The sequence below is a fragment of the Streptomyces sp. NPDC044003 genome (genome assembly GCF_056435185.1).
The window spans coordinates 253,389-278,874 of the sequence record NZ_JBWKFA010000004.1; the positions used below are offsets into that span (position 1 = coordinate 253,389).

Below are 25,486 nucleotides of genomic sequence, written 5' to 3' on the forward strand. Positions count from 1 at the left end.
GGCGTGGTCACGGGCGGAGTCTGCGGGGACGGCTCTCCGCCGTCTCGTCGAGCACCACCTCCCAGACGGCCGTGGCGGTGCGCGCGTCCACCGCCCGCAGGACGACGGCGTCCTCGCCGCGGGAGCCGGGGCGCACGGTGAGTTCCACCCGGAGCCCGCCGACCTGCCCGTGGTCGAGGACGTCGGCGGCGAGGGGCGGGTGCGGCGGCTCCGGGACCTCCGCGTCCGCCTCGGGGCCGGCCTCTCCGGCGGCCTCCGCGTCCGTGCCGGCCTCTCTGTCGGCCTCCACGTCCGCCCCGGTGCCTGCGCCTCTGCCGGCCTCCGCGTCCGCCCCGGTCGCCGCCCAGGTCAGCGGCTCCACCGACGGAGTCGCCACGCCGACGCGCAGGGCGCCGTGCGCCTCGCGGGGCTGACTCCCCGCCACTTTCGGACCCGGTGGCGCGCCGCCCCGGTACAGAGCCCGGGCGGTCCACCGGATCACCAGCGGATCCTGGTCCCCGCCCGTGGTCACGGTGAACTCGGGCGAGTCCTGCAGGGTCGGGTGAGCCCACGGCGGCAGCGCGAGGGTCGGCGACGTCCACCGTGCCGTTCCCGCACCCACGTCGAAGAGTTCGACGTCGAGAACGGGATCGAGAACGGGCGAGGAACCCGCGGGCGAGGAACCCAGGCGCAGCGCCACCACGTTCCCGCCCACGATCGCGCAGGGACGCAACTCGCGTCCATGACGCCACAACACCGCGCCGGTTCCCAGGTCCAGCGCGATGAGTGTGCCCTGGCGGTCGTGTACGACGGCCCGTCCGGCGGACGCGTCGGCCACGCCGCGTGGGATTCTGGGCATCCGGCCCCCGATCACCGACTCCGGGCGTGGTGGGACAGTTGCTGCAGACACGCCCCGGTCGCGAGGCGGAGCTCATTCACTATTTTCTCCGGCTGCCAGGTGGGCGGCAACCGGGAGGTCACCGGAGTTCGGTGAGGGCCCGGTCGAGGGTGTCGACGAAGAAGTCGGCGGCCGCGCGGTCGATGCACAGCGGCGGTTTGATCTTGAGGACGTTCAGGTGGTCCCCGGTCGGCTGGACGATGACGCCCAGGTCCAGCATGCGGTCGCAGAGCTCCGCGGTCTCCTCGGGGGCGGGTTCGAGGGTGATGCGGTCGCGGACGAGCTCGACGCCGAGGTAGAGACCGGCTCCGTGCACGGCGCCGAGGACGGCGTGGCGGTCCATGAGCTCGCCGAGGCGGGCCTTGAGGTGTCCTCCGACGCGTACCGCGTTGCCCTGGAGGTCCTCGTCCCGGAGCGTGTCGAGGACGGTGAGTCCGGCGGTGCTGGACACCGGGCTGCCGCCGGTGGAGGAGAAGAAGTAGCCCTGGTCGCGGTACCGCTCGGCCACGGCCCGTGAGGTGATCACGGCTCCGAGCGGATGGCCGTTGCCCATCGCCTTGGCCACGGTGACGATGTCGGGTGTCACGCCCTGCTGCTCGAACCCCCAGAACCAGGAGCCGAGGCGGCCGTATCCCACCTGGATCTCGTCCGCGATGGTCAGTCCGCCGTGGCGCCGCACCGCCTCGTAGACCTGGGCGAGATAGCGGTCGGGCAGCGCGACGGCGCCGGCGTTGCCGTAGAAGGACTCGCTGATGAACGCGCCCGGTGCCCGTCCCGCCGCCGCGAGGTCCTCGACGGCACGGACGGCCTCGGTCGCGTAGGCCGTCGCCTCCTCGCCGCGGTGGGTTCCCCGGTAGGGGTTGGGCGAGTCCACGGTGTGGACCCAATCCGGGCGGCTGGCCAGGGCGTTGGGGTTGTCGGCGATCGAGGTGGACACGGCGTCCGAGGCGTACGTCCAGCCGTGGTACGCCTCGCGCAGGGCGACGACGTCGTGGCGGCCGGTGGCTCCGATGGCCAGGCGGATGGCCAGGTCGACCGCCTCGGAGCCCGAGTTGACGAGGAACACCGTGTCGAGCGGCTCGGGCAGCAGGGCCGCGAGCCGTTCGGAGAACTCCACGACCGCCGCGTAGTGGAAGCGGGAGTTGGTGTTCAGGCGGCGCAACTGCCGTGCCACGGCCTGCTCGACGCGCGGGTGAGCATGGCCCAGCGGGGTCACGTTGTTGACCATGTCGAGGTAGGCGCGGCCGTCGGTGGACAGCATGTGGTGGCGCCAACCGCGTTCGATCCTGGGCGGGTTGCCGTAGTAGTGCCCCTGCACGGTGGCGAAGGAGGCGTCGCGCCGGGCGAGCAGGTCACCGTGCGACGGGGTGTCGACCACCGGCGCGCCGATGAGGGCCGCGGGGTCGGCGGTGAGCGCCAGCCAGCCCGCGGCGTACTCGGGCCGGACCAGGGCGGGGACCTCGGGACCGTACCGGTGCCGGAGGGTCACGTGCAGGCGGGTGCCGGAGGGCAGCGCGGCCAGCCGGTCGCCGGCGCGCAGCGCGGTACCGGCGGGCGGGTACGGGGCGTCGGCGCCGTTCCATGACAGGTCGAGGAGCTGGGAACCGCACGCGAGGGCGGCCCGGCCGGGCGACGCGTGCACGAGCTCGCCGTCGTACGGGGCGTGGAGCTCCGAGGGCTTGCCGAGCCAGAGGTCGATGCCCGTGGGCACGGTCGCGGGTGAGGTGGCGGACAGGACGGCGGAGGCACTCAGGCGCGGCCGGCCGTACGCGGTGGTGACGGCGTCGGCGCCCCGGTCGAGCAGCTCGGCCGCGAGGCTGTCCTCGGTGCCGGGGTCCAGCCAGCCGCCGTGGTCCATGGTGTCGGACTCGGCGGAGAGGTCGAGCGGCGTCGTGCCGGATCCGGCGAGGTCCGCCACGAGCGGCCGGACGACGGGAAGGGAGGGGGCGGGCCGGCGGGGCAGTCCGAGCGCGTCGCCGATCAGGCCGGTCATCACGGCGGAGGGCACCGCGGTGGCCTGCTCGAAGATCCGCCATTCCCGGTCGAGGGCGGCGTTCACATAGGCGTTGTCCCGGTCGACGGCGGCCTGCTGGCGGCCGCTGACGACGAGGGTGGCGGCGCGCAGCACGGTGAGCGGCCAGAGCGCCGCCGCTTCCTCGGCGGACAGGGGGCGGAGGGCGTGGAAGGCCCGGACGGCGGGGAGGATGTGGTGGGGTTCGGCGCCGCCGTGGTGGAGTACGGACGACAGGGTCACCGCGAGCTCGTTGACGGCCCAACTGTGCGTCAGGTCACCGAAGTCGATGATCCCGTCGGGGAGGGGAAGCGGGCTGTCGGGCGAGCGGACGAGATTGTCGTCGGTGAGGTCCAGGTGGACGGCCTGGCGGGGCAGTCCGTCGCCGACCTCGTGTACGGCGGCCCAGGCTTCGGCCATGGCGGCCTCGACGGCGGCGCGGTGTCCGGGTTCCGGCACGTGACGGAGCAGCAGGTCCACGACCCGGTCCGCGTGCCGGATGTCCCACTGGAGGACGCGGTCGAGTCCGGGGTGCCGGAAGTCGCGGAGCGTGGTGCTCACGCGGCCGGCCACGGCTCCCATGGCCGAGACCGTACGGGGCGAGAGGTGGCGGGGTCCGGAGAGGGCCCCGCCGGGCAGGTAGCGCAGCAGTCGCGCGGTGAGGGGTCCGTCGGCGGTGTCGACCGTGGCGACCTGCCGCGCGCCGCCGTGGTCACGCAGGACGGTGGCCACGCGCAGGGCGGGGTTCGCGTCGGCGATGAGGTCGGCGGCGAGGTCCTGGGCCTCGATCTCGGTCGTACTGAACGCCGGATTGGCGACCTTGAGCACGGCGACGGGCGCCGCTCCGGATCCGCGGAGGAGGAAGTTGGTGTCCTGCTGGCTGCCCAGCGACTCGGCGCGCACGTCCAGCCCGAAGGCCTCGGCGGCGATGCGCCGGGCGTCGCCCTCGGTCACCCGTGGGGCCGGCAGTGCCTCGCGGGCGAAGAAGTCGACGCCGGATGACTGGTGGGAGGGCATGGCTGATCTGGTCCTTGTCGGGTGGGTGCGGCGGCCGGGCGACGTGCGGGGCGACGGGGTCCGTCAGCCGACGTCCCAGAGGAACCGGTGGGTGTGGATCCCGAAGTAGGGGAAGCTCTCGACGGCCGTGACGCCCTCGACGGGACGCACCACGTCGTTGACGAAGTCGAGGAGCTCGGACGGGCGACGGCAGACGACCTCGACGAACATGTCGAAGGTGCCGGAGGTGAGCACGGTGTAGACGACCTCCTGGTGGCGCGAGAGCTCGTCGGCCACCGCCCGCGGATCGCCGTCGACGCGGACCCCGAGGAGTGCCATCGCCTGCCGGCCCATGGCCACCGGGTCGGTGACCCCCACGACCTGGACCACCTTGCCGTCGATCAGCCGCTGCAACCGCTGCCGGGCCGCCGACGGCGACAGGCCCACCTTGGGCCCCAGCTCGGCGTAGGGGATACGCCCGTCGGTCTGGAGCTCCTGAAGGATGGCCCGGTCGATGTCGTCCATGGCTGCTCGCTCAAACTCGCCCATGGATCGACGGTACAACCATTTCACTCCCGGGAACAGCCCTCGACGATCGATTCGAGCGTCACGACGACGGAATCGAGCGCCATCAGGTCGCCGTCGCCAGCACTCAGGTCGCCGTCGCCGGCACGGGATGCGGGGCGTCGTCCTCGTGGGCCAGCCGCCACGGCGTCCCGCCCAGGAGGATCGTCCGGGCCCTGCTCCCGTCCTCGGCGGGGACCAGCCGCGCACTGACCCAGGTGCCCTGCTCGGGCACCGGCAGCCCCAGGTCCCGGGCCAGCTCGGCATGTACGGGCTGATGGCCCAGGACGAGCACGCCCTTTCGACCTGGCGGCTGGGGGCGGGGAACAGGAGCGCCGCCCGAGGCCTTCCGTCAGGCCGAGGTGCTTCTGCGGAACCAGCCGCTGAAGGGCTGCGCCCCGGCACCGCGCGCCCCCGCACCGTGCGTGCCCGCGTCGGGGTCTCGCCGCGTCGCCCTCGCCAGGGCCCGTTCCGCTTCGGCCCGCCAGGTCGCCGCGTTCGCGCGGGGCGGCGGCAGGAAGGGGCCCCGTGCCGGTGCGTCGGCGGCCGCTCCGAAGAAGTCGCCGCCCTTGCGCTTCACGTCGTCCGTACCCCAGGAGCGGCCGGAGCCGCCCGCGGGGACCCTCTGCAGGTGCGGGATGTGCTTGGCGCAGTGGATGTACGCCTCCTCGACCGTGATCACCACCCATACGAGGACCCGCCGGCCGGGCACCGGGTCCACCGCGAGCGTGCTGTGGGCACGGCGCATGTCCTCGTCGGAGGCGATCGCGGCCCGGCCGTTGACGTGGAGTCCGATGCGGTCGCGCAGGAAGTCCACCATGAGGACGCCGACGTGCGGATTCTCCTCGATGTTGCCCAGGCTGGCGTGGATGCCGTTGCCCCGGTACTCGGGGTAGGCGAGCGTCACGTCGTCCAGGACGTGCAGGAAACCGGGCGGGCCGGCACGGAAGGTGTTGTCGCACTCGCCGTGCCGGTCGGCGGTGGCGAGGAAGAACATCTCCTGCCGGGCCGCGAACTCCCGCATCCGTGGGTTGAGTCGGTCGAGGACCTGCTCGGCGTAGAAGCGGTCGGCACGCTCCACGGTGCCCATGCGCTGCTGGACCTGGTGTTCACCGTCGCTGCCCGGGCGGGTGGTCCGCAGGGGCGCCGTCTGTTCGAAAGTGCTCACGTCGTCGCCCCGACCAGTCCCTCGATGGAGTCGTGCCGTATGCGACGCGGAGGGACACCCATGCCGAGCAGGGTGTCGACGCCGCGTCGGATCATGCCGGGCGGGCCGGACAGGTACACGTCGTGGGTCTGCCACGAGCCGTACTCGCGCACCGCCTCCGGGAGTCCGCCCGACAGGCCGACGGGCCCGTCGTCGACGACCGGCCGGACCGAGAGCCAGGAGTGCGACTGCTGCAGCCGCAGCATCGTGTCGAAGTCGTACAGGTCGTCGTTGCGACGGGCGCCGTAGAACACGTCCACGGAGCGGTGCCGGCCGTGCTGCACCACGTCCTCCACCAGGGCCTTGATGGGCGCGATCCCGGTACCGCCGCCGAGGCAGAGCAGCCCGCTGTCGGTGGTGTGGTCGACCGTCATGGAGCCGGTGGGGGCACCGAGTCGGAGGACGTCTCCGGGACGGGCGCGGTGGACGAGGGCGTTGGAGACCCAGCCCGCCGGCACGGCCTTGACGTGGAAGGAGAGCAGACCGTCGGAGCGCGGGGCCGAGGCGAAGGAGTAGTGCCGCCACACGCGGGGCCACCAGGGGGTCTCCAGGGCGGTGTACTGCCCGGCGAGGAAGGGGTACGGCTGGTCGGGCCGGACCGTGACGACCGCGACGTCCTTCGTACGCATCTCGTGGGCGACCACCTCCGCCTGCCACCAGGCGGGCGCGCGCAGCTCGTCCGCGGTCGCCGCGTCGATCATGATCTGGGAGATGGTCGTGTAGGCCCCGACCCACGCGGCTTCGGTCCTGGGCCCCCAGGTCGACGGCGCGTAACGGGCCAGGGCACCGATCAGAGCCTCGCCGACGGCCGGATAGTGCTCGGGCCGGGTCCCGTACTTGCGGTGGCCCCGGCCGAGCTGCGTCAGGTACGCGGTCAGGGTGACGGGGTCGTCCGCGTGGGTGGCGGCGGTGAGGAGCGCGGTGAAGAGCCGGTCGCGCTGGGTGTCCATCGCCGCGGGGAAGAGCGCCCGCAGGGCGGGGTGGCGGAGGAAGAGAAGCGCGTAGAAGTACGAGGTGACGGTGTCGGCGATCGGCTCGATCTCGGCCATCGTCCGGCGCAGCAGCGCAGCGTCGGAGGTGTCCGCGTCCACGCCGGCCGACTCCCGGTGGACCCGCTGCGGCGGCACGGAGCGGGACGCGGTCTCGTGACCGTTCGGGGGTACGGAGCGGGGGCCGGCCGCGTGGCCGTTCGGGGGTACGGAGCGGGGGCCGGGCTCGTGGCCGTTCGGGGGTACGGAGCGGGGGCCGGCCGCGTGGCCGTTCGGGGGTACGGAGCGGGATCCGGGCTCGGGGCCGTACGTCGGTACGGAGCGGGGGCCGGGCGCGTGGCCGTTCGGGGGTGCGGGTGTCGAGGTCGCCCCGCCCGGGCTTCGCGTGAACCAACCTCCGTCGTCCACGCCCCCGTCGGCCCGGTCGCCGGCGGCCGAAGCGGTGGCCGGAACTTCCATCGGTCTGCCTCGCCTCGAACGTCTGCGGTCGGTCTTTCGCCCTCCTCATTCACCCGGTCAGGCGAACGCGGCAGACCATACCCCTGTCGTTCGAACACACCACAGACCCAGCACCCAGCCTGACAAATCTACGTTTCTGCTGGTCAGACCGTGGTTACTGGCGAGTCGGCCCGATGCGGCAGACCCTCCCACCCGCTCCCGCGCGCGATTCGCCGACGGAAGACTCACGTACTTCCCCGAGCTCCTCCACATTTACGGGGCGGGCCTTCACGCATGCCGCCCCCTGTGATGGCGGGCGCGGGCCGGCGGCGCGACGGAGAGGGACCGGAAGGGGGCCGTCCGGCCCTCCCCGCACCCATGAGGTGAAGCGGAGACTGGATGCGGACACTGATGAGGTGGCTCCGACGAGCGTCAGGGAGCACGACATGCCTGCTTCGCACTACACGGTCAGTGACGTCATGACCCACACCGCCATCGCGGTCGGCCGTGACGCGCGCTACAAGGAGATCGTCGCGCTCATGGACGAGTGGAAGGTGAGCGCCCTCCCCGTCCTCGAAGGGGAGGGACGTGTCGTCGGAGTCGTGTCGGAGGCGGATCTTCTGCCGAAGGAGGAGTTCCGGCTCGATGAGCCGCGCCCCGACGAACGCGACGAGGCGGCCAAGGCCGGAGCCCTGCGGGCCGGGGAACTGATGTCGAGCCCGGCCGTGACCGTCCACCCGGACGCCACCCTCGCCGAGGCGGCGCGGATCATGGCCAAGCGCAGGGTGAAGCGCCTGCCCGTGGTCAACGGCCTCGGGATGCTGGAGGGGGTCGTCAGCCGGAGCGACCTGCTCAAGGTGTTCCTCCGTACGGATGGCGAGATCGAGGAGGAGATCCGCCGTTCCGTCCTCGACGAGTCGGCTGTCCCGGCAGAGCTGGAGGTCTCCGTACGGGAGGGCGTGGCCACGCTTCGCGGTGCGCTCGCCGACCGTTCGCTGGTGCCGCTGCTGGCCCGCGCCGTGCGGGCGGTCGAGGGTGTCGTCGACGTTCGGATGCGTCTCGGCGCCCATGAAGACGCCGCATGACGGACAATCCCTGTGGGGGCGGGTACGAGCCCACCGACCGCAGGGATCGCCATGTCCGATCTGCCGACAGCCGCCCCGCGCACGCGGGTCTTCCTCGTCGACGACCACGAGGTCGTACGCCGGGGCCTCCGTGACCTGATCGACGACGAGCCGGACCTGGAAGTGGTCGGGGAGGCGTCGACGGTGGAGCAGGCCCTGGCGCGGGGGCCGGCGCTGCGGGCGGACGTCGCGGTCCTCGATGTGAGGCTGCCCGACGGCGACGGGATCTCCCTGTGCCGGGAGCTCCGCTCCCGGCTGCCCGAGCTGACCTGTCTGATGCTGACGTCGTTCGACGACGAGGACGCCCTGCTCGACGCGATCATGGCGGGCGCGGCCGGGTATGTGCTCAAGCAGATCAAGGGGTCCGACCTCGTGTCGGCGGTACGGACCGTGGCCACGGGGCAGTCGATGCTGGACCCCGCCACCACCGCCCGGCTGATGCGCTCGCTGCGGGACCCCGAGCCGGCGAAGCCGCCCGAGGACGAACGGCTCGCGGTGCTGTCCGAGCGGGAGCGGTCCGTGCTCGACCTCATCGGCGAGGGGCTCACCAACCGGCAGATCGCCAAGCGGCTCTATCTGTCGGAGAAGACCGTGAAGAACCACATCTCACGGCTGCTCGGCAAGCTCGGCGTGGAACGCCGCGTGCAGGCCGCCGTCATCGCCGCTCAGGCACACGAGCACGACGCCGAGGAGAGGTAAGGGCTCTCACTCCCGCTCGTCCGGGAGCGGGATCCGCCACTCCAGGACCGTGCCGCCGCGCGGTTCCCCTCGCGCGTGGACCGAGAGGGTGCCGCCCAGCCGCTCGGCCCTTTCGGAGAGGTTCCGCAGTCCGCTGCGGGGGCCTTCCTGCCCGATGCCGGCACCGTCGTCGCTCACCGTCACCGCCAGGACGCCGTCATCGGCGACGACCGACACCTCCGCCCTGTGGGCGCGCGCGTGGCGGGCCACGTTGGTGAGTGCCTCACCGATGACCGCGATCACCTGCTCGGCCGCGTCGGGGGGCACGTCCGTGTCGAGGAGACCCTCCATGCGCAGGGCCGGCGCGAATCCGAGTGTGGTCGCGGCCTCGTCGACCGCTTTGACCACACGGTTTCGGAGCTTCGGGGCTTCGGAGAGCTCATGTTCCCGGAGGCCGAAGATGGTCGACCTGATGATCTTGATGGTGGCGTCCAGGTCGTCGATGGCCCGGCTCAGACGGTCCTTGGCCTCCGGGTGCTCGACGAACCGGCGGGCGCTCTGCAGCGTCATGCCGGTGGCGAACAGGCGTTGGATCGCGAGGTCGTGGAGGTCACGGGCGATCCGGTCGCGGTCTTCCAGGAGGATCACCTGCTCGGCGTCCCGGCGGCGGTCGGCCAGTTCGAGCGCCAGGGCCGCGTGCCCCGCGAATCCGGGGAGAGCCGTGATCTCCAGGCCGCTGAACCGGGGCCGCCCGTGCCTCCGGGCGAGGATCAGCACCCCGCTCAGTCGCTCCTTGGTGCCGACCGTGACGGCCACCGCCGGCCCGAAACCCTTCCACCGTTCGGGCTGCACCCTGATGCGGGGCTCGTTCTCGACGTCGGCGACCGTGAACAGGCCCTCCTGCGCGAGGGCGGCCTCGGCCAGGGTTCCTTCGCTGGTCGGCAGGACGACGCCCCGGTGCGCTTCGGCCCCCTCACCGCTGGCGAGCGAGCCCTTCAGTTCGCCGCCGGCGCCCACCAGGTAGAACACCCCCATGTCGGCGGCCGCGATGTCCACGGCCTGCTCCAGCATCCCGTCGAGCACCTCGGTCTCCTCCGCGCCGGACAGGAGCGCGTTGGTCAGGTCGGAGCTCGCGGCGAGCCACCGCTGCCGGAGGCGGCCCTCCTCGTAGAGGCGGGCGTTCTCGATGGCGACGCCGGCCGCGACGGCCAGCGTCGTCACGACCGCCTCGTCCTCGGCGTCGAAGTCGGCCCCTCCCCGCTTCTCCGTGAGATAGAGGTTGCCGAACACCTCGTCGCGGACGCGGATCGGGACGCCCAGGAACGAGTGCATCGGCGGATGGTGGGGCGGGAAACCGTACGACGCGGGGTGCTCGGACAGCTCCGGGATGCGCAGCGGGGCGGGGTTGCGGATGAGCTCGCCCAGAATGCCGTGCCCGGACGGCAGCGCCCCGATCTGCCGCCGTACGTCGTCGTCGATGCCGATGGGCAGGAACTGCGAGAGCTTCCGGCCCTCACCGATGACGCCCAGGGCTCCGTACTCGGCGTCCACCAGACTCACGGCCGCCTCCACGATGCCGCGCAGCACCTGGGGGAGGTCGAGCTCGCGGCCCACCGACATGACGGCTTCCAGCAGCCCGTTGAGCCGGTCCCTGGTGCCCCGCACCTCGTCGATGCGTGCCTGGAGCTCGTCGAGCAGCTCGTCGAGTCGCAGCCGCGGCAGCCTGCCGTCCTCCGGCACCGGCTCCTCGTTTTCCATCACCACCTCCGGGCGCGCCGCACGCGCGCTCCTCGCTTGACGGGCACATCTTCACGGTAGTTTCCGTGGCCCCAAGGCTCCAGCCGGACGCGTCCCACGGGAGGCGGCGCGGACACCGTGACCAGCGGGCCGGCCGGGCACGGCCCGGCTGCGGAGACGGGGCGGCGCGGTCACGGTTCGCTCACCTCGCGGGGACGGTGACCACGGGGCAGTGGGCACGGTGCAGCAGCCCGTGGACGACGGAACCGACACGCATCCCGGTGTATCCGCCCCGGCCCCGGCGGCCGACGACCACGGCCAGGGCGTGCTCGGCGGCGTTCGCGAGCGTCTCGACGGGAGAACCGGTCTCGACCTCGTGGGTGAGCCGGACGTCGGGGTACTTCTCCGCCCAGCCCACGGTGGTCTCGTAGAGCAGACGGCGCTCGGCGTGGAACAGCGTGTCGCCGCCGTGCGTGGAGAAGACGGGCGGCTGCCAGGCGGCGACGGCGATCACGGCACAGCGCCGGAGGTCCGCTTCCTCGAAGGCCCAGGCCAGGGCTGCTCGATGAGGACTCGCTGCCGTCGACGCCGACCACGAGGTGGGGCGTCTCCTGCGTGACGTGCTCCGCGTCGCCCACGACGACCACCGGGCAGCGCGCCTTCGCGGTGACCGGGACGACCAGGGAACCGGCGCTCAGGAACTCCTCGGTACGGCTGAGGTGCCGAGAGCCCAGCACCATGAGGCCGGCCTCGCGTGACAGACCGCCCAGGACTCCTGAAGGGAACCCGTCGAGGAGGGAGGAGGTGGCCTTGACGGCCGGCTGCCGCTCGTGCGCCCAGGCGAGTGCCGTACGCAGAGCTTCCGTGCCGGCCTGCCGCTGTGCCGCGTGCCGAGGGGTGTCGCCGCCGTGTGGGGTGTCGTGCCGCGGTGGTACCGCGACCACCAGGCGCAGTTCCATGCCGCGCAGGTGAGCCTCGTCGACGGCCCGGGCAAGGGCGAGGTGCCAGTTCCTGACCGGTTCCACTCCGAAGACGACGGCACGGCGATCCCTGGTGCGTGTCATGGCGTGCTCCCGTGTCCGGGCCCTTGCCGGGGAAGGAGCTCCACGGGGCAGTGGGCGTGCTGGAGGAGGCTGAGCGTGATCCGTCCGATGGTGGGTCCGAGGTAGCCGGGCGACCGTCGGCCTCCGGCGACGACGAGGTCGGCGTCGTGCGTCGCGTCGACGAGAGCTCCGGCCACGCTGTGGCTCTTCTGGCCGTCGGCCTCCACGGTGAGTTCGGGAAACTCCTCCCGGACCCGGTCCAGGACCGAGAACAGCGGGCGTACGTGATCGCGGGCGGCCTCCTCGCCGCGGTCGCGCACCACAGCCCGTGAGCCGGCGGACAGCCCCACCCTCCAGATGTGCAGCAGCCGCAGCGGAACCTTGCGCAGCGCGGCCTCGCGGGCCGCCGCACGGGCACAGCCCGCGTCGGCCTCGTCCCGCACCGCTGCCAGGACGACACCTGCCTCGGCGGCCTCGGTGTCCCCACGCACCACGACGACAGGTGTGGTCGCGGCAGCCGCGACCTCAAGACCGACCGATCCGAGCAGCAGGGAGGAGAAGCCTCCAAGACCCCGGTGGCCGACGACGATCGTGCCGGTCAGGGCGGCGGCTCGCCGCAGCCGCTCGGGGGCCGGACCCTCGGTGAGTTCCTCGACGACCGTGAGCCCGGGGTGGAGCGCCGTGATCTCCTGGGCGGTCCGGTCGAGCAGTTCCCGCCCTGCCAGGCGGCTCCTGGTGATCTCCTCCCGGGACAGGAACGGCGCGTCCGTGTCCGCCGCATGGACGAGGCAGAGCGTGCCGCCCCGCAGGGCCGCCTCCGCTGCCGCCCACATCGCCGCCTTCCGCGCGGAGGGTGATCCGTCGACGCCGACCACGACCCTGCCGAGGCCGGGACGGGCTGTGATGCCGTCCATGACTCCTCCTCCCCACGATCCGGGAGACTCCTTCCACCGTGGCAGCCGATCCCGGACGGCCGGAGGGCCGCTGGGGCCAATGACGGGACCAAAGGTCCCCACCGGTCGGTCGAGGAGGCAGGCGGACCGGGGGTGACGAGCCCGTTCGGTCCTGACGGTGGACCATTCGGCCCCTCCCCGGCCCCGAGCGTGCGGTGGAGGGTGGGTGACACGGGACAGCGCACCCTCCGAACCCTCGCCCTCGAAGAGGAGGCGCGACGATGAAGCACATGAAGGTCGGCGGCCTGATGACCGACGACGTGGTCTCCGCCGTCCCTGCGACGCCGTTCAGACAGGTGGCGAAGTTGCTCGCCGAGCACGACATCAGCGGTGTCCCCGTGGTGGACGAGGACGACCACGTCGTCGGCGTCGTGTCCGGGAGCGACCTCCTGGCCCGCCACGAGCTGACCGTGCGGGACCTGATGACCGCGCCCGCCGTCACGGTGCACGCCGAGGAGACGGTGGCGGACGCGGCGCGGCTGATGGTGCGCCGTGGAGTCGAACGCCTTCCGGTCGTCGACGAGGAGGAACGGCTGGTGGGCATCGTGACCCGCCGTGACCTGCTCTGCGTCTACCTCCGCCCGGACGCGGAGGTACGGCAGCGCATCCGTGAGGACGTCCTCACGGATGCCCTGGACCTGCCCTGGGACGCGGTGGACGTGCACGTCCTCGACGGCGTGGTGACGCTGGAGGGCCGCGTCCGGCGGCGGAGTCAGGCTCGGATGCTCCTCGGACTCGCCGAGCGCGTGGACGGCGTCGTCGCCGTCGTGGACCGGCTGTCCTTCCACGAGGACGACGCTCCACGGCTCGCATCCTCCACCCGGACTCCGCACGACATCGCTTGGTGACTCACCACAGACAGGACGAACCGTGTCTACCACCGCTCTGACCCGACCGCTCGTGACGTCGCTGATCGAAGACGCCGTCACGGCTCCCTCGATGCACAACGCGCAGCCGTGGAGTTTCGTCGCCAGGACGGAAGCCGGCGTCATCGAGCTGCACGGCGATCCGCTGCGCGGCATGCCGCACGAAGACCCCGACCACCGCGCCCTCCACCTCGGCTGCGGCGCCGCACTGTTCGGTCTGCGGGTCTCCGCCGCGCACCGGGACCTGCATCCGGTGGTGCGGCTGCTGCCGTCCCCGGACGATCCCTGGCACCTGGCCGACCTGCGGTTCGACGGTTCCGAGGACGCCGACAGTGATCTGGGCTCGCTGCACGGCGCCCTGGCGCGGCGGCACACCAGCCGCTTCCCCTTCACCGAGGAAGTGATCCCCTCCGAGGTGATCGACGGCCTCCGGGCCGCGGCTCTGCTGGAGGGCTGCCGGCTGGTCGTACCGGGGGAATGGCACACCGACACCGTCATGGACCTCGTCCATGCCTCCGAACTGTTCGAAGCGGCGGACGAGGCCGTACGCGCGGAGATCGCCGCCTGGATGCGCACGGGCGCGGTCGGTGAAGGCCCCGGCACCGAAGGCATCCCCGCGTACGCCTTCGGCCCACGGCAGTACGACGTGACCTCCCCGGTCAGGGACTTCGGCGCTCCGCGACAGATGCCCGGCCGTGGGTCGGCGCGCTTCGAGAAGAGGCCTCAGATCGCCCTGCTCGGCACGGTCGAGGACACCCCGGAGGACTGGCTGAAGGCCGGCCAGGCGCTGCAGCGCGTCCTGCTGCAGGCCACCCTCGACGGCCTTGCCACCTCGCTCATGTCCCAGCCGCTGGAATGGCCCGAACTCCGTTCCGACGCCCGCGATCCCGGCTCGACGATCGGCTTCGTCCACATGGTGATCCGCCTGGGTTACGGCCCCCTGGGCCGAGCCACACCGCGCCGGCCCGTCTCCGAGGTGCTCGCCTTCGGCTGAGCAACTCTTCACAGACGGAACCAACGCTCCTGGCCGGGTTCGACGGTGAACCGCCGGTCGCCGGGGAGTACGACGGCGAGCGGGCCCTCGGGCGAGGCGGGGACCCGAACGGCGAGCCGCCCGGGGAGCATCCGCAGGCGCACCCCTCGATGACGGCCGCAGCACACGGTGAAGGTGAACCGCGGGATCTCCGCCAGTGCCACCGGAGCCACCCGAAGCCCTTCCGGCCCCGTCTCCAGGCCGGTGATCCCCCGCTCGACGAGGTCGATCGTGCCGGCCATCGCACCGAGATGGATCCCCTCCCCGGTCGTGCCCCCTTGGACATCGGCCACGTCGGCGAGCAGGGCCTCCTCGCAGTACCGCCAGGCGTCGGCGCCCATCTGCCGGGCCAGCACCCACCCGTGGACGAGGCTGCTGAGGGTGGAGCCGTGGCTGGTGCGCCGCAGGTAGTACGAGACGGTCGCACGCCAGATCTCGTCGTCCAGCGCGTATCCGAGCCGGCCGAACAGGCCGTACAGCTCCCCGGGCCGGAAGAGGTGGCCGAGCATGAGGGTGTCGGCCTGCTTCGACGCCTGGTAGCGGTTGACCGTGTCGCCCTCGGCCTCCAGGATCCGGTCGAGTCTGCGGATGTCGCCGTAACGGACCCGGTACGCCTCCCAGTCGAGTTCCGCCAGGTCTCCGTATCCCTCGAACTGGCTCACCACGCCCTGGTGGAACGGCACGTACAGGCATCGGGAGACGTCCTCCCAGCGAGTGAGTTCGTCTTCGTCCACCGACAGTCGCTCCGAGAGCTCCGCGCGTCGGGCCTGGGACAGTTCGCCGAGCAGGTCGAGGCCGCGGGCGAGAACCCAGGCGGCGGTCGCGTTGGTGTAGGCGTTGTCGTCGATGCCCGGGACCGTCGCGTCGGGATAGGCGTCGTGGTACTCGTCCGGTCCCACGATCCCGCGGATACGGTAGCGCTCCAGGGCCGGGTCGAAGGCGGCGGCCCCGGCCCAGTAGCGGGCGATCTCCAGGAGGATCTCCGCACCGGCGGAGTGCAGGAAGCCGCGGTCGCCGGTGGCCTGCGCGTACCGGTGGCGGCCGGGTCGGCCGTCTCCCGTACGGGCAGCTCGGGACGGGTGACCGTGCGCACGGCCATGGCGACCCTGATGCCCGGGTCGGCCGTGCGGCAGGAGATCCATGCGACGCCGCCGGGCTCGAACCCGGTCCGGTGGTCCGTGAGATGACGCCCGTCGAGGTTCCGGTAGCGCTCGACTCCGGCGTTGGTGACGGTGCCGTCGAGGACGGACCGCACCTCGACGGCGCCGCTCCAGCCATAGGCACGGAAGAGGGTGCACTGAGCCGCGAGCCCGGCGTCCCCCATGTGCACGACACGGATGTGGCTGACACGGAGGCACCGCCCGCGGGCGTCCTCGAAGAACAGTCGTCGCGTGAGGACCCCCGCGCGGAGGTCGAGGTGGACGTCGTAGTGGCGCAGTTCCCCGGCGTCGGGAGTGAGCCAGTCGCCCGGCGGGCCGTCGTCCGGGAGGCAGCGGTAGCGCAGCAGCGTCCAGTTCGGAAGGTTGACGAGATCCTCGTTCTCGACCCGCTGCCCCGCGACGGTCGAGGTGAGCCGGTCGTAGCAGCCGGCCAGATACGTGCCCGGGTAATACGCGCCCCCGGCGGTGCACTCGGGAGCGGAGCCCCGAGTGGCGAACCGGCCGTTGCCCAGGGTGCAGAGCGCTTCGACCAGCGGCTCGCGTTCCGGGTCGTACCGGTCGTATCTCCACTCCCAGTCGCCGGTCATCCGGGCCGCCGCGCCGTCGTAACGGGATCTTCCGTCGACGAATCGGCGGTACTCGGCGTCGGCGTCGAAGGGCGGCTGTCCCGCGCCCGGAACGGCTGTCAGGCAGGCGTCGAGCGCGGTCTTCCAGGCCGCCGCGTGGAGGCCGGCCGAATCGAGGAGCACACCGTCGGTGTCCAGGACGAGGGCGCGGAGCGGACGGGATCCGGGCCGTCGGCCGTTCGTGGGGGCGCTCGGTTCGGGATGCGCGTCGGAGCCGGCCATCGGCGCGGCCTACGTCCCGCCGAGCACGACTTTGAGGGCGCTCGTCTCCGACGCGCGTCCGAAGACGTCGTACGCCTCTTCCATCTGCCCCAGCCCGAAGCGGTGGGTGACGAGGGACGAGGACGGGAGCCGTCCGGCGGCCATCATGCGGAGCAGCAGGGGTGTGGACGAGGTGTCCACGAGGCCGGTGGTGATCGTGACGTCCTTGATCCACAGGTCTTCGAGGTGGAGTACCGCCGGCTTGCCGTGGACGCCGATGTTGGCGACCCGGCCTCCGGGGCGGACCATCCGCGTGCACGTCTCGAACGCCTCCGGGACGCCGACGGCCTCCATCACGACATCGGCACCGAGGCCGTCGGTCAGGTCCGCGACGAGCTGTTCCGGCTTCTCGGTTGCGTTCACGGTGGCGTCCGCGCCGAGGGCTCGGGCGGCGGCGAGCCGTGACTCCGCCAGGTCGACGGCGATGACACGGCCGGGACTGTAGAACCCGGCGGTGGCGATGGCGGCGAGACCGATGGGTCCCGCGCCCACGACCACGACCGTGTCGGCGGGGCGCACGGCCCCGTTCAGCACCCCGACCTCGTAGGAGGTGGGGAAGATGTCGGCGAGCAGGACGGCGTCGGCGCTGTCGATCGAGTCCGGCAGGGGATGGACGGACAGGTCGGCGAAGGGCACGCGGACGTATTCGGCCTGGGTGCCGTCGATGGTGTGACCGAGGATCCAGCCGCCCCCGCCGCGGCACTGTCCGTAGCGGCTCTCACGGCAGAAGCGGCACCTGCCGCAGGCGGAGATGCAGGAGATCAGGACACGATCGCCGGGCCGTACGGTACGGACATCGCCCCCGGTCTCGACCACCGTGCCGACCGCCTCGTGTCCGAGGACCCGGCCGGACTCCACCTCCGGCACGTCGCCCTTCAGGATGTGCAGGTCCGTGCCGCAGATGGTGACGGCGTCGACCCGCACGATCGCGTCGGCCGGGTCCTCGATGCCCGGGTCGGGTACGTCCTGCCAGGCGGTCAGGCCCGGCCCCTGGAAGACGAGTGCCTTCATGGCGCCCACCCACTTCCTGTCGCGCGTCGCGGCGGTGGTCCTCTTCCACCAGGTTCCGCGCGATTCTCCGACCGCGGCATGGGCCGGTCGGACCCCCGATGGGCCCGTACGGACTCTCCGGGCGGGCCCGGTCCGGGTGCGAGAGTGAAGACCGGTACACCTTCCGAAGGAGGGGCCATGTCCGAGGCAGCCCCGAACCCCGCTCCCGCCGCTCCGCGCCCGGCTCTGCTCAGCTTCCTGGGCGGGGTGGGGACGGTCACCGGGAGCAGGTTCCTGGTGGAGAGCGACCATGCGCGGATCCTCCTCGACTGCGGTCTCTTCCAGGGTTTCGCGGCCCTGCGGCGCCGCAACTGGGAGCGGTTCGCCCGCGACGCCGCGGACGTCGACGCCGTGGTCGTCACCCATGCGCATCTGGACCACTGCGGCTACCTGCCCCGCCTGGTCCGGCAGGGCTTCCGGGGACCGATCCTCACCAGCGCCCCCACGGCCCGGCTCGCCGGGATCGTGCTGCGCGACAGTGCGCGCCTGCAGATGGAGGCGGCCCGTCATGCCAACGAGCACGGCTGGTCGAAGCACCGCCCGGCCAAGCCCCTGTACGACGACTCCGACGTCGAGAAGACGCTGTCGTTCCTCGACCCGGTCCCCGTCGGCGCCGACGTGGAGATCATGACCGGAACCGGGCTCAGCCTCCACCACTGCGGGCACATCCTCGGCTCCGCGTGGGCCCACCTGACCCTGGAGGACGGCCACACCCTGGCCGTCTCCGGAGACCTCGGGCGGCCCGGGCACCCGCTGCTGCTGCCGCCGGAGCCCTTCTCGGGCGCCGACGTCCTGCTCATGGAGTCCACGTACGGCGACCGCCGGCACGACCCGGAGTCCGCCCGCTCGGAGTTCTCCTCCGTCATCAGCCGCACCCTCTCCCGCGACGGCACCGTCGTCGTCCCGGCTTTCGCGATCGACCGTACCGAGGTGGTCCTGCACGAGCTGACGCGGCTGCGCGACGAAGGCGTCCTGCCCCGGTCGGTCCCCGTGTACGTGGACAGTCCCATGGCCCTGGCCGCGCTGGACGTCTACCGTGACGCGGTGCGCGAGCGCTCGGCCGAGCTGAGGCCGGAGATCCTGGCCCGGGGCGGGGCCGCGCTGAGCCCCGAGCCCTTCCTCGCCGCCAGGACGGTCCAGGAGTCCATCGACATCAACAGCGCGCACGGCCCCGCCGTCATCGTCTCCTCGGCCGGCATGGCCACCGGCGGCCGCGTCCTGCACCACCTGCGCCGGCTGCTCCCGGACCCGCGCAACGCGGTCGTCATCGTCGGCTTCGCCGCCGCCGGCACCCGGGCGCGGGACCTGGTCGACGGAGCCCGGACGCTGAAGATGTTCGGCGAGTACGTGCCCGTACGGGCCGAGGTCGCCGATGTCCCCCACTTCTCGGCCCACGCCGACGCCGGACAGATCGTCGACTGGCTGCGTGACGCCCCTCCCCCGCACACCACCTACCTCGTCCACGGCGAACCGGCCGCGTCCGCCGCCCTGCGCGACCGCATCGACCACGAGCTGGGCTGGACGGCCGTCGTCCCCCGCTCGGGCGAGGCCGTCCTGGTCCGCTGAGGAGAGAGTCATGAGCACCCAGCCGTTCACCGTCGCCGACGTGATGACCAGGAAGGTCGTCGCCGTCCTGCGCGACGCGGAGTTCAAGGAGATCGTCACCGCGATGGAGCGGTGGAAGGTGACCGCCGTGCCCGTGGTCGAGGGCGAGGGACGCGTCGTCGGCGTGGTGTCCGAGGCGGATCTGCTCCTCAAGGAGGAGTTCCACGACCACCGCGTCGGCCTCGTCGAGCAGATGCGACGCCTCGACGCCACGGCCAAGGCCGGCTCTCGCCGTGCCGGGGACCTGATGACCTCGCCGGCCGTCACGGTCCGTCCCGAGGCGTCCCTGCCCCAGGCGGCCCGGATCATGGCGGCCCACCGTGTCAAGCGGCTCCCGGTCGTGGACACGAGCGGGACCCTCCAGGGCATCGTCAGCCGGGCCGACCTCCTCAAGGTCTTCCTCCGCCCGGACGAGGATCTGGCCGCCGAGGTGCGCAGCGAAGTCATCGAGCACCTGTTCCCGCTTTCTCATCGCCAGGTGGACGTCCGTGTCGAAGCCGGTGTCGTGACCCTGTCCGGCCAGGTCCGCGACGACGCGCTCGTCCCGCTCGCGGCCCGCCTGACACGCGCCGTCGAAGGGGTGGTGGACGTGCGGTGTGAACTCACCGCCCGGGCCGAAGGCGGGTGATCCTGGAAGGTGGGACCGACGTCGACCTCCTGACGTAAGAAGACGACGACCTGCCGAGGAAGTGACGATCATGAACACCCCGGGCACCTCGTACGCTCCCGTGGCCGTGACGGCCGAACTCGACGACCGGCTGTCACGCTGGCTGTGGCTGGTCAAGTGGATCCTGGCCATCCCCCACTGGATCGTGCTGATCTTCCTCTGGATCGCCTTCCTCGTCGTGACGGTGATCGCGTTCTTCGCCGTCCTCTTCACCGAGCGCTACCCACGGGCCCTCTTCGACTTCAACCTCGGCGTGCTCCGTTGGTCCTGGCGCGTCTCGTACTACGCGTACGGCGCACTCGGCACCGACCGCTACCCGCCTTTCAGCCTCGGCCCGGAACCCGGCTACCCGGCCCGGCTCGACATCGCCTACCCGGAACGGCTCTCCCGCTCCTTGGTCCTGGTCAAGTGGTGGCTGCTCGCCATCCCCCACTACCTGGTGCTCGCCTTCTTCTCCGGAGGCATGCGCGCCGGCTGGTGGAGCGGCGGCCTGATCACCCTGCTCGCCCTCATCGCGGGCTTCTCCGTGACCTTCACCGAACGGTATCCGCGCGACCTGTTCGCCCTCGTCGTCGGCCTGAACCGCTGGGTCCTGCGCGTCGCCGCCTACGCGAGCCTGATGACGGACGTCTACCCGCCCTTCCGCCTCGACCAGGGCGGCACGGAGCCGGGCCAGGGCACCGTCCGCTGACCGCGCCGCCTCGCGCGCCGGAGTTCGGCGGCGTGTTCAGTCGTCGCCGCTCTCCGGAGCGTTCCCCCGTCGTCGCAGTCGGCCCGACCACTCGGGTTCGACCTCTTCCCACTCCCGTTCCCAACCCGCGAGCCGGCGTGCTTCGGTTCGCCGTCGTACGAGGAGGAGCGCACCCGCTCCCACGGTGACCGTGGTGAAGCTTCCGCCCGCGATCGTGGTCAGCGCGCGGTCGGCGGCGCTGCCCGGCGGGCGGGCGGGAGCGCCGGTGTCGTCCACCCAGATCGGCACGGTGCGGCCCTGGGGCGTCCGGGGCGGGACGTGGATCGTCCCGGACCGGCGGACGTTCTCGGGGTACCGCCAGACCGCCGGTGCGACGGACTGCTGTTCCACGCCGAATCGGGCGGCCACAGGTGAGTCCTTGGCCCCTCCGGTCGTGGTCGCCCGCACCTGGTGGCGGTGGGAGGCGAGTTCACGGTCGGCCTCGGCCCCGGCGTTCCACACGACCACGGCTGCCACGGCGCCGCAGATCAGGGCGATCATCAGGGCGAGGATCAGCGCGGCGCGTCCACCGGGGGCACGCCAGGACGGCGTGGGCCGAGGGTCCGTCGGTCGGTATGGGCCCATGTCGCGCCTCCTGGGGGAATGGCCGGGCGGACCGGTGGCGGCGTTCAGTGCGTGATGCCGAGGTCGGTTCCGATGTGATGGGCCCACTCCTGGATCCGTGCCGTGTCGCGGAAGTCTCCGCCCTTGCCGTGGCGGGCCATGGACCGGGCGAGGGGATTCGGGCTGTCGGCGGTCACGGCACCGCCGAAGGTGATGTGCTCCCGTGCGCCGAGCTGCTTCATCCGTCGGGCGACACCGGGTACGGGCGGGATGTCGTGCTCCTCGGCGGAGCTGTCGACGGGGCCGCTGCTGAAGAGCCAGACGGGCCGCCTGCGGAGCTGCTCGGCGTTGCGCCGGGCGCAGCGGCGCGCCTTGCCGTTCCAGCGCCCGGCGTACAGGGCTCCGCCGAGGACGACCCCGTCGTAGCCGCCGACGTCGGTGACGGTGTCGGCCGGCACGACGTCGGCGTCGAAGCCGTCGTCGCGGAGCGTCTTGCCGATCTCTTCGGCGATCCCGGCGGTCGCGCCGGCCTTGCTGCCGTACGCGACGAGGACTCGCTTGGCGTTCATGACACCGCTCCCCCGGCCGGCTTGTCCCTCCGCGTCACCGGAACGGTCCGGACCGAGGTGGTCTGCTCCTCGGGCAGCGGGACGCGAATGGTCAGAATGCCGTCCGCGTACGACGCCTCGACGTCGTCGGCGGGGATCGTGCCCGGGAGGCGCACGGTACGGCGGAACGATCCGTAGCGGAACTCCGAGTGGTCCTTGTCCTCCGTGCTCTCGCTGTGCTCCGCGCTCACCGTGATGAGGTTGTCGTCGACGGTGATGGTGATGTCGTTGTCCGGGTCCATTCCCGGGAGCTCGGCCCGCAGCACGTACGTCCCGGCACCGCTGGTCACCTCCACGGGAATGGAGTGGGCGGCCGTCCCCGGTCGCCACCCGGGCAGCCCCGGGAACTCCCTGCCGAACCAGCTGTCGAAGTCGGGGAAGAGGCTGTGCCTGCGTTCCACCTTGTCTCCGGTCATGGCTCTCCTCCTCGTGCACGGGCCCGGCGGGTCGCCGGAACCCGGGTCGGTGCGGACGGTCGCGACGGCTCCGGTGCCGTCAGCAGCAGATCTCCTCGACGAAGTGCCCGACCCGCTCCTCCGGAAGGTGCCGTGCCAGGTCGGCCTCGCTGATCATCCCGACGAGGCGGTGGTCCTCGATCACGGGCACCCGGCGGATGCGGTGGTCCTGCATCGTGCGGAGCACCTGCTCGCTGTCGGCGTCCGCGTCCACGGTGACCGGCTTGCCCTGGGCCAGGTATCCGGCCGTCATCCGGTGGGGGTCCTTGCCCTTGGCGAGGCACTTCACCACGATGTCGCGGTCCGTGATGATGCCGTGGAGCCGGTTGTCCGGCCCGCAGATGGGCAGCGCGCCGACGTCCAGTTCGCTCATGCGGCGGGCGGCCTCCATCAGGTTCTCGTCCTCCTGCACGCAGCTCGCGCCGGAATGCATGATCTCCCTCGCGGTCGTCATGACCGTGTCCTCCTTACCGCTCCCCCTGCTCGTGATCGGCGTGTGCACCGTCGTTCAGAGGAAGAGCCCCGACACTCTGACGGTCTGCACGGGACGCCCGGGACGCCCCTTGGTTCCCTCCACCGGCTGCCGGCGGTTCGCGGCACGAGCGGGCAGCGCGTCCCCCGTGGCCGCCCGTGTGCCGCTCCGGGCCGACGACCCGGTCTTCTGTGCGACTCGGTGCCGTGTCTTCTTCCTGGGCATGGTCACTCCTCCCTCCGTCCGGTGCCGCTCGTACCTTCCATTCCACCGTCCCGCCCCGGACGGGGCGCGCCCAGTGCCGAGCGGGCCACGGATCCGGGGGCCGGTCGGTCCGGATGGGAGCGGGTCCGTTCGGCCCCCGGCCGGTCGCCGTCCCGCCCTCCTGGTGCGGGGAAGGGCACGGTGATCACCGGGCACTGCGCGCGGTGCAGCAGCCCGTGGACCGTCGAGCCGAGCCGCAGGCCCGTGGTGCCGCCCCGTCCCCGGCGGCCGACGACCAGGGCGAGGGACTCCCGGGAGGTCAGGGTGAGCTGCTCGACCGGGTGTCCCCAGAGGACCTCCACGGTGATGCGGACGTCCGGATACCGCTCCGCCCAGCCCGCGACGGACTCGGACAGCAGCCGCCGGCGCTCGGAGAGCTCTTCCTCCACGTCGCCGTGCGAGCGGAAGGCGCGGGGCCGGACGCACACCGCGCGGAGCCGCGCTTCCCGAAGGCTCGCCTCCTCGACCGCGAAGGCGACGACTGCTCCGTACGTCCCGCTCCCGTCCACACCGACGACGAGGGTCGGGGGGTGAACCGCGGTGTGCTCCGGGGCACGGACCACGACGACAGGACAGTCGGCCTGCGCCGTCAGCGGAACGACCACCGATCCCTCGCTCAGCATCTCGGCGGCCCGGCCGAGGTGGCGCGACCCCACGACGGCGAGCGCCGCACGTGCCGTCCTGGCCAGCAGCACCGTGGCCGGTGACCCGACGACGAGCTCGGTCGCGGTCCGCAGTCCCTCGTGCACTTCCCGTACGAGATCCTCCGCGTTGACCAGCGCCGACTCCGCGCGGATCCGCACGCTGCCCTGGTGGGCGAGCGCGTCGTACGGGATCCGGTCGTGCACGGGTGGCACGGCCGCGACCAGCCGCAGGGGCAGTCCGCGGCGTGCCGCCTCGTCGGCGGCCCAGATCAGCGCCGGGATCGACAGCTCGCGGGGATCGACGCCCAGCAGTACGTCGCTCATGGCTCCTCGTCCGGCTTCGGGAAGGAGAGCGGGACGATCTCCACCGGGCAGTGCGCGTGGTGGATCAGCGTGTGGGCGACGCGCCCCAGGGACGGTCCGACGCCCAGCGGACGACGGTCGCGGCCCATCACGATCAGGTCGGTGTGGCCGCTCGCCTCGACCAGGATGCCGGGGGTGCTCGTCCCCGTCTCCACGTGGTGCCCCACGATGAGATCCGGATGGACGGCGCGGACACGGTCGGCGAGCGCCTTCACCTCGTGGACGCGTTGCCTGGCGATCCCGTCGAGGTCGTCGAGCATGGTCGCGACACTGCCGACGTGGGTGAACACGTTCCAGACGCTCACGAGCCGCAGGGCCGCCTTGCGGGCCTCCGCCTCCGCGGCCGCCAGGAGCAGCCACCCCAGGTCCTCCGCGTCGTGCACGGCCGCCGTCACCGAGCCGGTGTCCGGGCGCTCGCCCTCCCCGCGTACGACGATCACGGGGACCTCCGCCCGGGCGGCCACGCCCAGACCGACGGAGCCCAGCATGAGGCTGGAGAAGCCACCGAGCCCCCGGTTGCCGACCACGATCGTGCCCCGGTGCCCGGCGGCCGCCCGGAGACCGGCGACCGGTTCCTGACGGCTCAGTTCCTTCGTGACCTCGAGGTCCGGGAAACGCTCCTGGACCGCGCTCGCGGTCCCGGCCAGCAGATCGCGGCCCGCCTCACGCACGGCCTGAAGCGTGTCGGCGTTGGCGTAGAGGGCCCTGCGGTCGGTGTCGGCGGCGTGCACGAGACGCAGCGGCCGTCCTCGGCGGTCCGCCTCGGCGGCGGCCCACAGCGCGGCCGTGCGCCCGGAGGGGGAGCCGTCGACTCCGACGACGACGTGGCCGAGCTCCGGTCGGACGGGGATCTCGCTGTTCATGGTTCCACCTCCGGAGAACGTCCGAGGCTCGGGAGCACGTCCCGAGGGGGGCGACACCTCCCACGCTGTCACCGCGGCGGTCCTTCGCGGGATGGGCCGTTCGGTCCCCATCGCGACCTGCCCGGCCCCTGCCGGCGGGGGCGAGCGGCCAGCACCACCCGTGCGAAGCCCTGCTCGCTTTCTCGTTCAACGAAGCCGCGCGCAGGGGTCTGCCGCTGCGGTTCCTGCACAGCTGGACGCTGCCCGCCTCGTACGGCTACGCGGCCGTCGAGGAGCCGGGCAGCCACCTCCACGGAGGCCTCGACGACCTGCTGGAACCGTGGCGGAGGCGGTACGCGGGCGTCGACGTGACGGCCCGGACAGTGGTGGGCTCGGCCGCGTACCAGCTGGTCGACACGGCACGGACCGCGCAGCTCGTCATCGTGGGACGCCGGAACCGGAGGGTCCCCGTCGGCCCGCATCTGGGCCACGTCGCCCACGCGGTCATCCACCACAGCCCCGCGCCGGTCGCCGTCGTTCCCCTGCCGTGAGCGTCGCCCTCGGCAGGCGGACGACGGTGACGACTCCGGTGTGCAGGTGCCTCGGGGCGGCGAATCCTGCTGTCGCGCGGCGCGCGGCCGGCCGGTGCCCGTCCGTGC

At 72.4% G+C, this 25,486-nt stretch carries 24 protein-coding genes and 2 pseudogenes; 8 read left to right on the forward strand and 18 right to left on the reverse strand.

Annotated elements, in window-relative coordinates; all coding sequences use genetic code 11:
- Window positions 1–7: 7 nt before the first annotated feature.
- The 6 genes from AC07AW_RS18260 to AC07AW_RS18285 form a co-directional block, all read right to left on the reverse strand.
- On the reverse strand, window positions 8–817 hold the full coding sequence (locus tag AC07AW_RS18260; RefSeq protein WP_478816498.1) for a hypothetical protein: 810 nt from the start codon (window positions 815–817) through the stop codon (window positions 8–10).
- A gap of 139 nt (window positions 818–956) precedes the next feature.
- The gene (locus AC07AW_RS18265) at window positions 957–3,905 is read right to left on the reverse strand and encodes an aminotransferase (protein WP_478816499.1); all 2,949 of its coding nucleotides are present in this window, start codon (window positions 3,903–3,905) and stop codon (window positions 957–959) included.
- Window positions 3,906–3,968: 63 nt separating this feature from the next.
- On the reverse strand, window positions 3,969–4,409 hold the full coding sequence (locus tag AC07AW_RS18270; protein ID WP_478816892.1) for an Lrp/AsnC family transcriptional regulator: 441 nt from the start codon (window positions 4,407–4,409) through the stop codon (window positions 3,969–3,971).
- A 127-nt stretch (window positions 4,410–4,536) separates the two neighbouring features.
- On the reverse strand, window positions 4,537–4,743 hold the full coding sequence (locus AC07AW_RS18275) for a NaeI family type II restriction endonuclease (protein ID WP_478816500.1): 207 nt from the start codon (window positions 4,741–4,743) through the stop codon (window positions 4,537–4,539).
- A 57-nt stretch (window positions 4,744–4,800) separates the two neighbouring features.
- Window positions 4,801–5,538, reverse strand: coding sequence for a pyridoxamine 5'-phosphate oxidase family protein (locus AC07AW_RS18280; protein ID WP_478816893.1), 738 nt, complete (start codon window positions 5,536–5,538; stop codon window positions 4,801–4,803).
- A 74-nt stretch (window positions 5,539–5,612) separates the two neighbouring features.
- Window positions 5,613–7,103, reverse strand: a complete 1,491-nt coding sequence (locus AC07AW_RS18285; RefSeq protein ID WP_478816501.1) for a globin domain-containing protein — start codon at window positions 7,101–7,103, stop codon at window positions 5,613–5,615.
- Window positions 7,104–7,528: 425 nt separating this feature from the next.
- On the opposite strand from AC07AW_RS18285, the gene AC07AW_RS18290 reads away from it, so the two are divergent.
- Together AC07AW_RS18290 and AC07AW_RS18295 are read left to right on the forward strand one after the other, a co-directional pair.
- Window positions 7,529–8,167 (forward strand): CBS domain-containing protein, encoded by a 639-nt coding sequence (locus tag AC07AW_RS18290; protein WP_478816502.1) that lies wholly within the window; start codon window positions 7,529–7,531, stop codon window positions 8,165–8,167.
- A gap of 51 nt (window positions 8,168–8,218) precedes the next feature.
- Window positions 8,219–8,905, forward strand: coding sequence for a response regulator (locus tag AC07AW_RS18295; RefSeq protein ID WP_478816503.1), 687 nt, complete (start codon window positions 8,219–8,221; stop codon window positions 8,903–8,905).
- Window positions 8,906–8,911: 6 nt separating this feature from the next.
- On the opposite strand, the gene AC07AW_RS18300 is transcribed toward AC07AW_RS18295, so the two are convergent.
- The 4 genes and pseudogenes from AC07AW_RS18300 to AC07AW_RS18315 all read right to left on the reverse strand — a co-directional run bounded on the left by AC07AW_RS18300 (window position 8,912) and on the right by AC07AW_RS18315 (window position 12,578).
- Window positions 8,912–10,642, reverse strand: coding sequence for a sensor histidine kinase (locus tag AC07AW_RS18300; protein WP_478816504.1), 1,731 nt, complete (start codon window positions 10,640–10,642; stop codon window positions 8,912–8,914).
- A gap of 181 nt (window positions 10,643–10,823) precedes the next feature.
- Window positions 10,824–11,135 (reverse strand): universal stress protein, encoded by a 312-nt coding sequence (locus AC07AW_RS18305; protein WP_478816505.1) that lies wholly within the window; start codon window positions 11,133–11,135, stop codon window positions 10,824–10,826.
- Window positions 11,136–11,316: 181 nt separating this feature from the next.
- A pseudogene (locus AC07AW_RS18310) lies at window positions 11,317–11,685 on the reverse strand (universal stress protein); the annotation flags it as partial.
- Complete coding sequence (locus tag AC07AW_RS18315; RefSeq protein WP_478816506.1) at window positions 11,682–12,578, reverse strand: universal stress protein; 897 nt, start codon at window positions 12,576–12,578, stop codon at window positions 11,682–11,684. The pseudogene AC07AW_RS18310 and the gene AC07AW_RS18315, both read right to left, overlap by 4 nt.
- A gap of 260 nt (window positions 12,579–12,838) precedes the next feature.
- Here AC07AW_RS18315 and AC07AW_RS18320 point away from each other — a divergent pair, with 260 nt between their 5' ends.
- Window positions 12,839–13,465, forward strand: a complete 627-nt coding sequence (locus AC07AW_RS18320; RefSeq protein WP_478816507.1) for a CBS domain-containing protein — start codon at window positions 12,839–12,841, stop codon at window positions 13,463–13,465.
- 22 nt (window positions 13,466–13,487) lie between these two features.
- Entirely contained in the window at window positions 13,488–14,477 is a 990-nt protein-coding gene (locus AC07AW_RS18325; protein WP_478816508.1) for an Acg family FMN-binding oxidoreductase, read from the forward strand.
- A gap of 8 nt (window positions 14,478–14,485) precedes the next feature.
- Here the strand turns inward: AC07AW_RS18325 and AC07AW_RS18330 are convergent.
- Together AC07AW_RS18330 and AC07AW_RS18335 are read right to left on the reverse strand one after the other, a co-directional pair.
- Window positions 14,486–16,246: pseudogene (locus AC07AW_RS18330) on the reverse strand (glycoside hydrolase family 65 protein); the annotation flags it as partial.
- Window positions 16,247–16,533: 287 nt separating this feature from the next.
- A complete protein-coding gene (locus tag AC07AW_RS18335; protein ID WP_478816509.1) occupies window positions 16,534–17,574 on the reverse strand; it encodes an alcohol dehydrogenase catalytic domain-containing protein in 1,041 nt (346 codons plus the stop codon).
- A 177-nt stretch (window positions 17,575–17,751) separates the two neighbouring features.
- On the opposite strand from AC07AW_RS18335, the gene AC07AW_RS18340 reads away from it, so the two are divergent.
- From AC07AW_RS18340 to AC07AW_RS18350, 3 genes are all read left to right on the forward strand, one after another.
- Window positions 17,752–19,179 carry an MBL fold metallo-hydrolase RNA specificity domain-containing protein gene (locus AC07AW_RS18340; RefSeq protein ID WP_478816510.1) on the forward strand — a complete coding sequence of 476 codons (1,428 nt, stop codon included), beginning with the start codon at window positions 17,752–17,754 and terminating at the stop codon, window positions 19,177–19,179.
- Window positions 19,180–19,189: 10 nt separating this feature from the next.
- The gene (locus AC07AW_RS18345; protein WP_478816511.1) at window positions 19,190–19,846 is read left to right on the forward strand and encodes a CBS domain-containing protein; all 657 of its coding nucleotides are present in this window, start codon (window positions 19,190–19,192) and stop codon (window positions 19,844–19,846) included.
- Between the two features lie 70 nt (window positions 19,847–19,916).
- The gene (locus tag AC07AW_RS18350) at window positions 19,917–20,576 is read left to right on the forward strand and encodes a DUF4389 domain-containing protein (RefSeq protein WP_478816512.1); all 660 of its coding nucleotides are present in this window, start codon (window positions 19,917–19,919) and stop codon (window positions 20,574–20,576) included.
- Between the two features lie 36 nt (window positions 20,577–20,612).
- Here AC07AW_RS18350 and AC07AW_RS18355 read toward each other — a convergent pair whose 3' ends face one another.
- From AC07AW_RS18355 to AC07AW_RS18380, 6 genes are all read right to left on the reverse strand, one after another.
- Entirely contained in the window at window positions 20,613–21,200 is a 588-nt protein-coding gene (locus tag AC07AW_RS18355; protein ID WP_478816513.1) for an Rv1733c family protein, read from the reverse strand.
- Between the two features lie 44 nt (window positions 21,201–21,244).
- Complete coding sequence (locus AC07AW_RS18360; RefSeq protein WP_478816514.1) at window positions 21,245–21,748, reverse strand: flavodoxin domain-containing protein; 504 nt, start codon at window positions 21,746–21,748, stop codon at window positions 21,245–21,247.
- Entirely contained in the window at window positions 21,745–22,203 is a 459-nt protein-coding gene (locus AC07AW_RS18365) for an Hsp20/alpha crystallin family protein (protein WP_478816515.1), read from the reverse strand. The genes AC07AW_RS18360 and AC07AW_RS18365 overlap by 4 nt, the downstream gene beginning before the upstream one ends.
- A gap of 79 nt (window positions 22,204–22,282) precedes the next feature.
- The gene (locus tag AC07AW_RS18370) at window positions 22,283–22,696 is read right to left on the reverse strand and encodes a CBS domain-containing protein (protein WP_478816516.1); all 414 of its coding nucleotides are present in this window, start codon (window positions 22,694–22,696) and stop codon (window positions 22,283–22,285) included.
- Between the two features lie 245 nt (window positions 22,697–22,941).
- The gene (locus AC07AW_RS18375; protein WP_478816517.1) at window positions 22,942–23,946 is read right to left on the reverse strand and encodes a universal stress protein; all 1,005 of its coding nucleotides are present in this window, start codon (window positions 23,944–23,946) and stop codon (window positions 22,942–22,944) included.
- On the reverse strand, window positions 23,943–24,848 hold the full coding sequence (locus AC07AW_RS18380) for a universal stress protein (protein WP_478816518.1): 906 nt from the start codon (window positions 24,846–24,848) through the stop codon (window positions 23,943–23,945). The genes AC07AW_RS18375 and AC07AW_RS18380 overlap by 4 nt, the downstream gene beginning before the upstream one ends.
- Before the next feature lie 170 nt (window positions 24,849–25,018).
- On the opposite strand from AC07AW_RS18380, the gene AC07AW_RS18385 reads away from it, so the two are divergent.
- On the forward strand, window positions 25,019–25,378 hold the full coding sequence (locus tag AC07AW_RS18385) for a universal stress protein (RefSeq protein WP_478816894.1): 360 nt from the start codon (window positions 25,019–25,021) through the stop codon (window positions 25,376–25,378).
- Window positions 25,379–25,486: the final 108 nt, after the last annotated feature.

Bases quoted from the DNA above. Each gene is read 5' to 3' on its own strand.
- AC07AW_RS18350 (WP_478816512.1), top strand. From the start codon at position 19,917: ATGAACACCCCGGGCACCTCGTACGCTCCCGTGGCCGTGACGGCCGAA.
- AC07AW_RS18300 (WP_478816504.1), bottom strand. From the start codon at position 10,642: ATGGAAAACGAGGAGCCGGTGCCGGAGGACGGCAGGCTGCCGCGGCTG.
- AC07AW_RS18285 (WP_478816501.1), bottom strand. From the start codon at position 7,103: ATGGAAGTTCCGGCCACCGCTTCGGCCGCCGGCGACCGGGCCGACGGG.
- AC07AW_RS18280 (WP_478816893.1), bottom strand. From the start codon at position 5,538: ATGGGCACCGTGGAGCGTGCCGACCGCTTCTACGCCGAGCAGGTCCTC.
- AC07AW_RS18320 (WP_478816507.1), top strand. From the start codon at position 12,839: ATGAAGCACATGAAGGTCGGCGGCCTGATGACCGACGACGTGGTCTCC.
- AC07AW_RS18340 (WP_478816510.1), top strand. From the start codon at position 17,752: ATGTCCGAGGCAGCCCCGAACCCCGCTCCCGCCGCTCCGCGCCCGGCT.
- AC07AW_RS18370 (WP_478816516.1), bottom strand. From the start codon at position 22,696: ATGACGACCGCGAGGGAGATCATGCATTCCGGCGCGAGCTGCGTGCAG.
- AC07AW_RS18265 (WP_478816499.1), bottom strand. From the start codon at position 3,905: ATGCCCTCCCACCAGTCATCCGGCGTCGACTTCTTCGCCCGCGAGGCA.
- AC07AW_RS18295 (WP_478816503.1), top strand. From the start codon at position 8,219: ATGTCCGATCTGCCGACAGCCGCCCCGCGCACGCGGGTCTTCCTCGTC.
- AC07AW_RS18360 (WP_478816514.1), bottom strand. From the start codon at position 21,748: ATGAACGCCAAGCGAGTCCTCGTCGCGTACGGCAGCAAGGCCGGCGCG.
- AC07AW_RS18270 (WP_478816892.1), bottom strand. From the start codon at position 4,409: ATGGACGACATCGACCGGGCCATCCTTCAGGAGCTCCAGACCGACGGG.
- AC07AW_RS18355 (WP_478816513.1), bottom strand. From the start codon at position 21,200: ATGGGCCCATACCGACCGACGGACCCTCGGCCCACGCCGTCCTGGCGT.
- AC07AW_RS18345 (WP_478816511.1), top strand. From the start codon at position 19,190: ATGAGCACCCAGCCGTTCACCGTCGCCGACGTGATGACCAGGAAGGTC.
- AC07AW_RS18290 (WP_478816502.1), top strand. From the start codon at position 7,529: ATGCCTGCTTCGCACTACACGGTCAGTGACGTCATGACCCACACCGCC.
- AC07AW_RS18315 (WP_478816506.1), bottom strand. From the start codon at position 12,578: ATGGACGGCATCACAGCCCGTCCCGGCCTCGGCAGGGTCGTGGTCGGC.
- AC07AW_RS18375 (WP_478816517.1), bottom strand. From the start codon at position 23,946: ATGAGCGACGTACTGCTGGGCGTCGATCCCCGCGAGCTGTCGATCCCG.
- AC07AW_RS18380 (WP_478816518.1), bottom strand. From the start codon at position 24,848: ATGAACAGCGAGATCCCCGTCCGACCGGAGCTCGGCCACGTCGTCGTC.
- AC07AW_RS18335 (WP_478816509.1), bottom strand. From the start codon at position 17,574: ATGAAGGCACTCGTCTTCCAGGGGCCGGGCCTGACCGCCTGGCAGGAC.
- AC07AW_RS18365 (WP_478816515.1), bottom strand. From the start codon at position 22,203: ATGACCGGAGACAAGGTGGAACGCAGGCACAGCCTCTTCCCCGACTTC.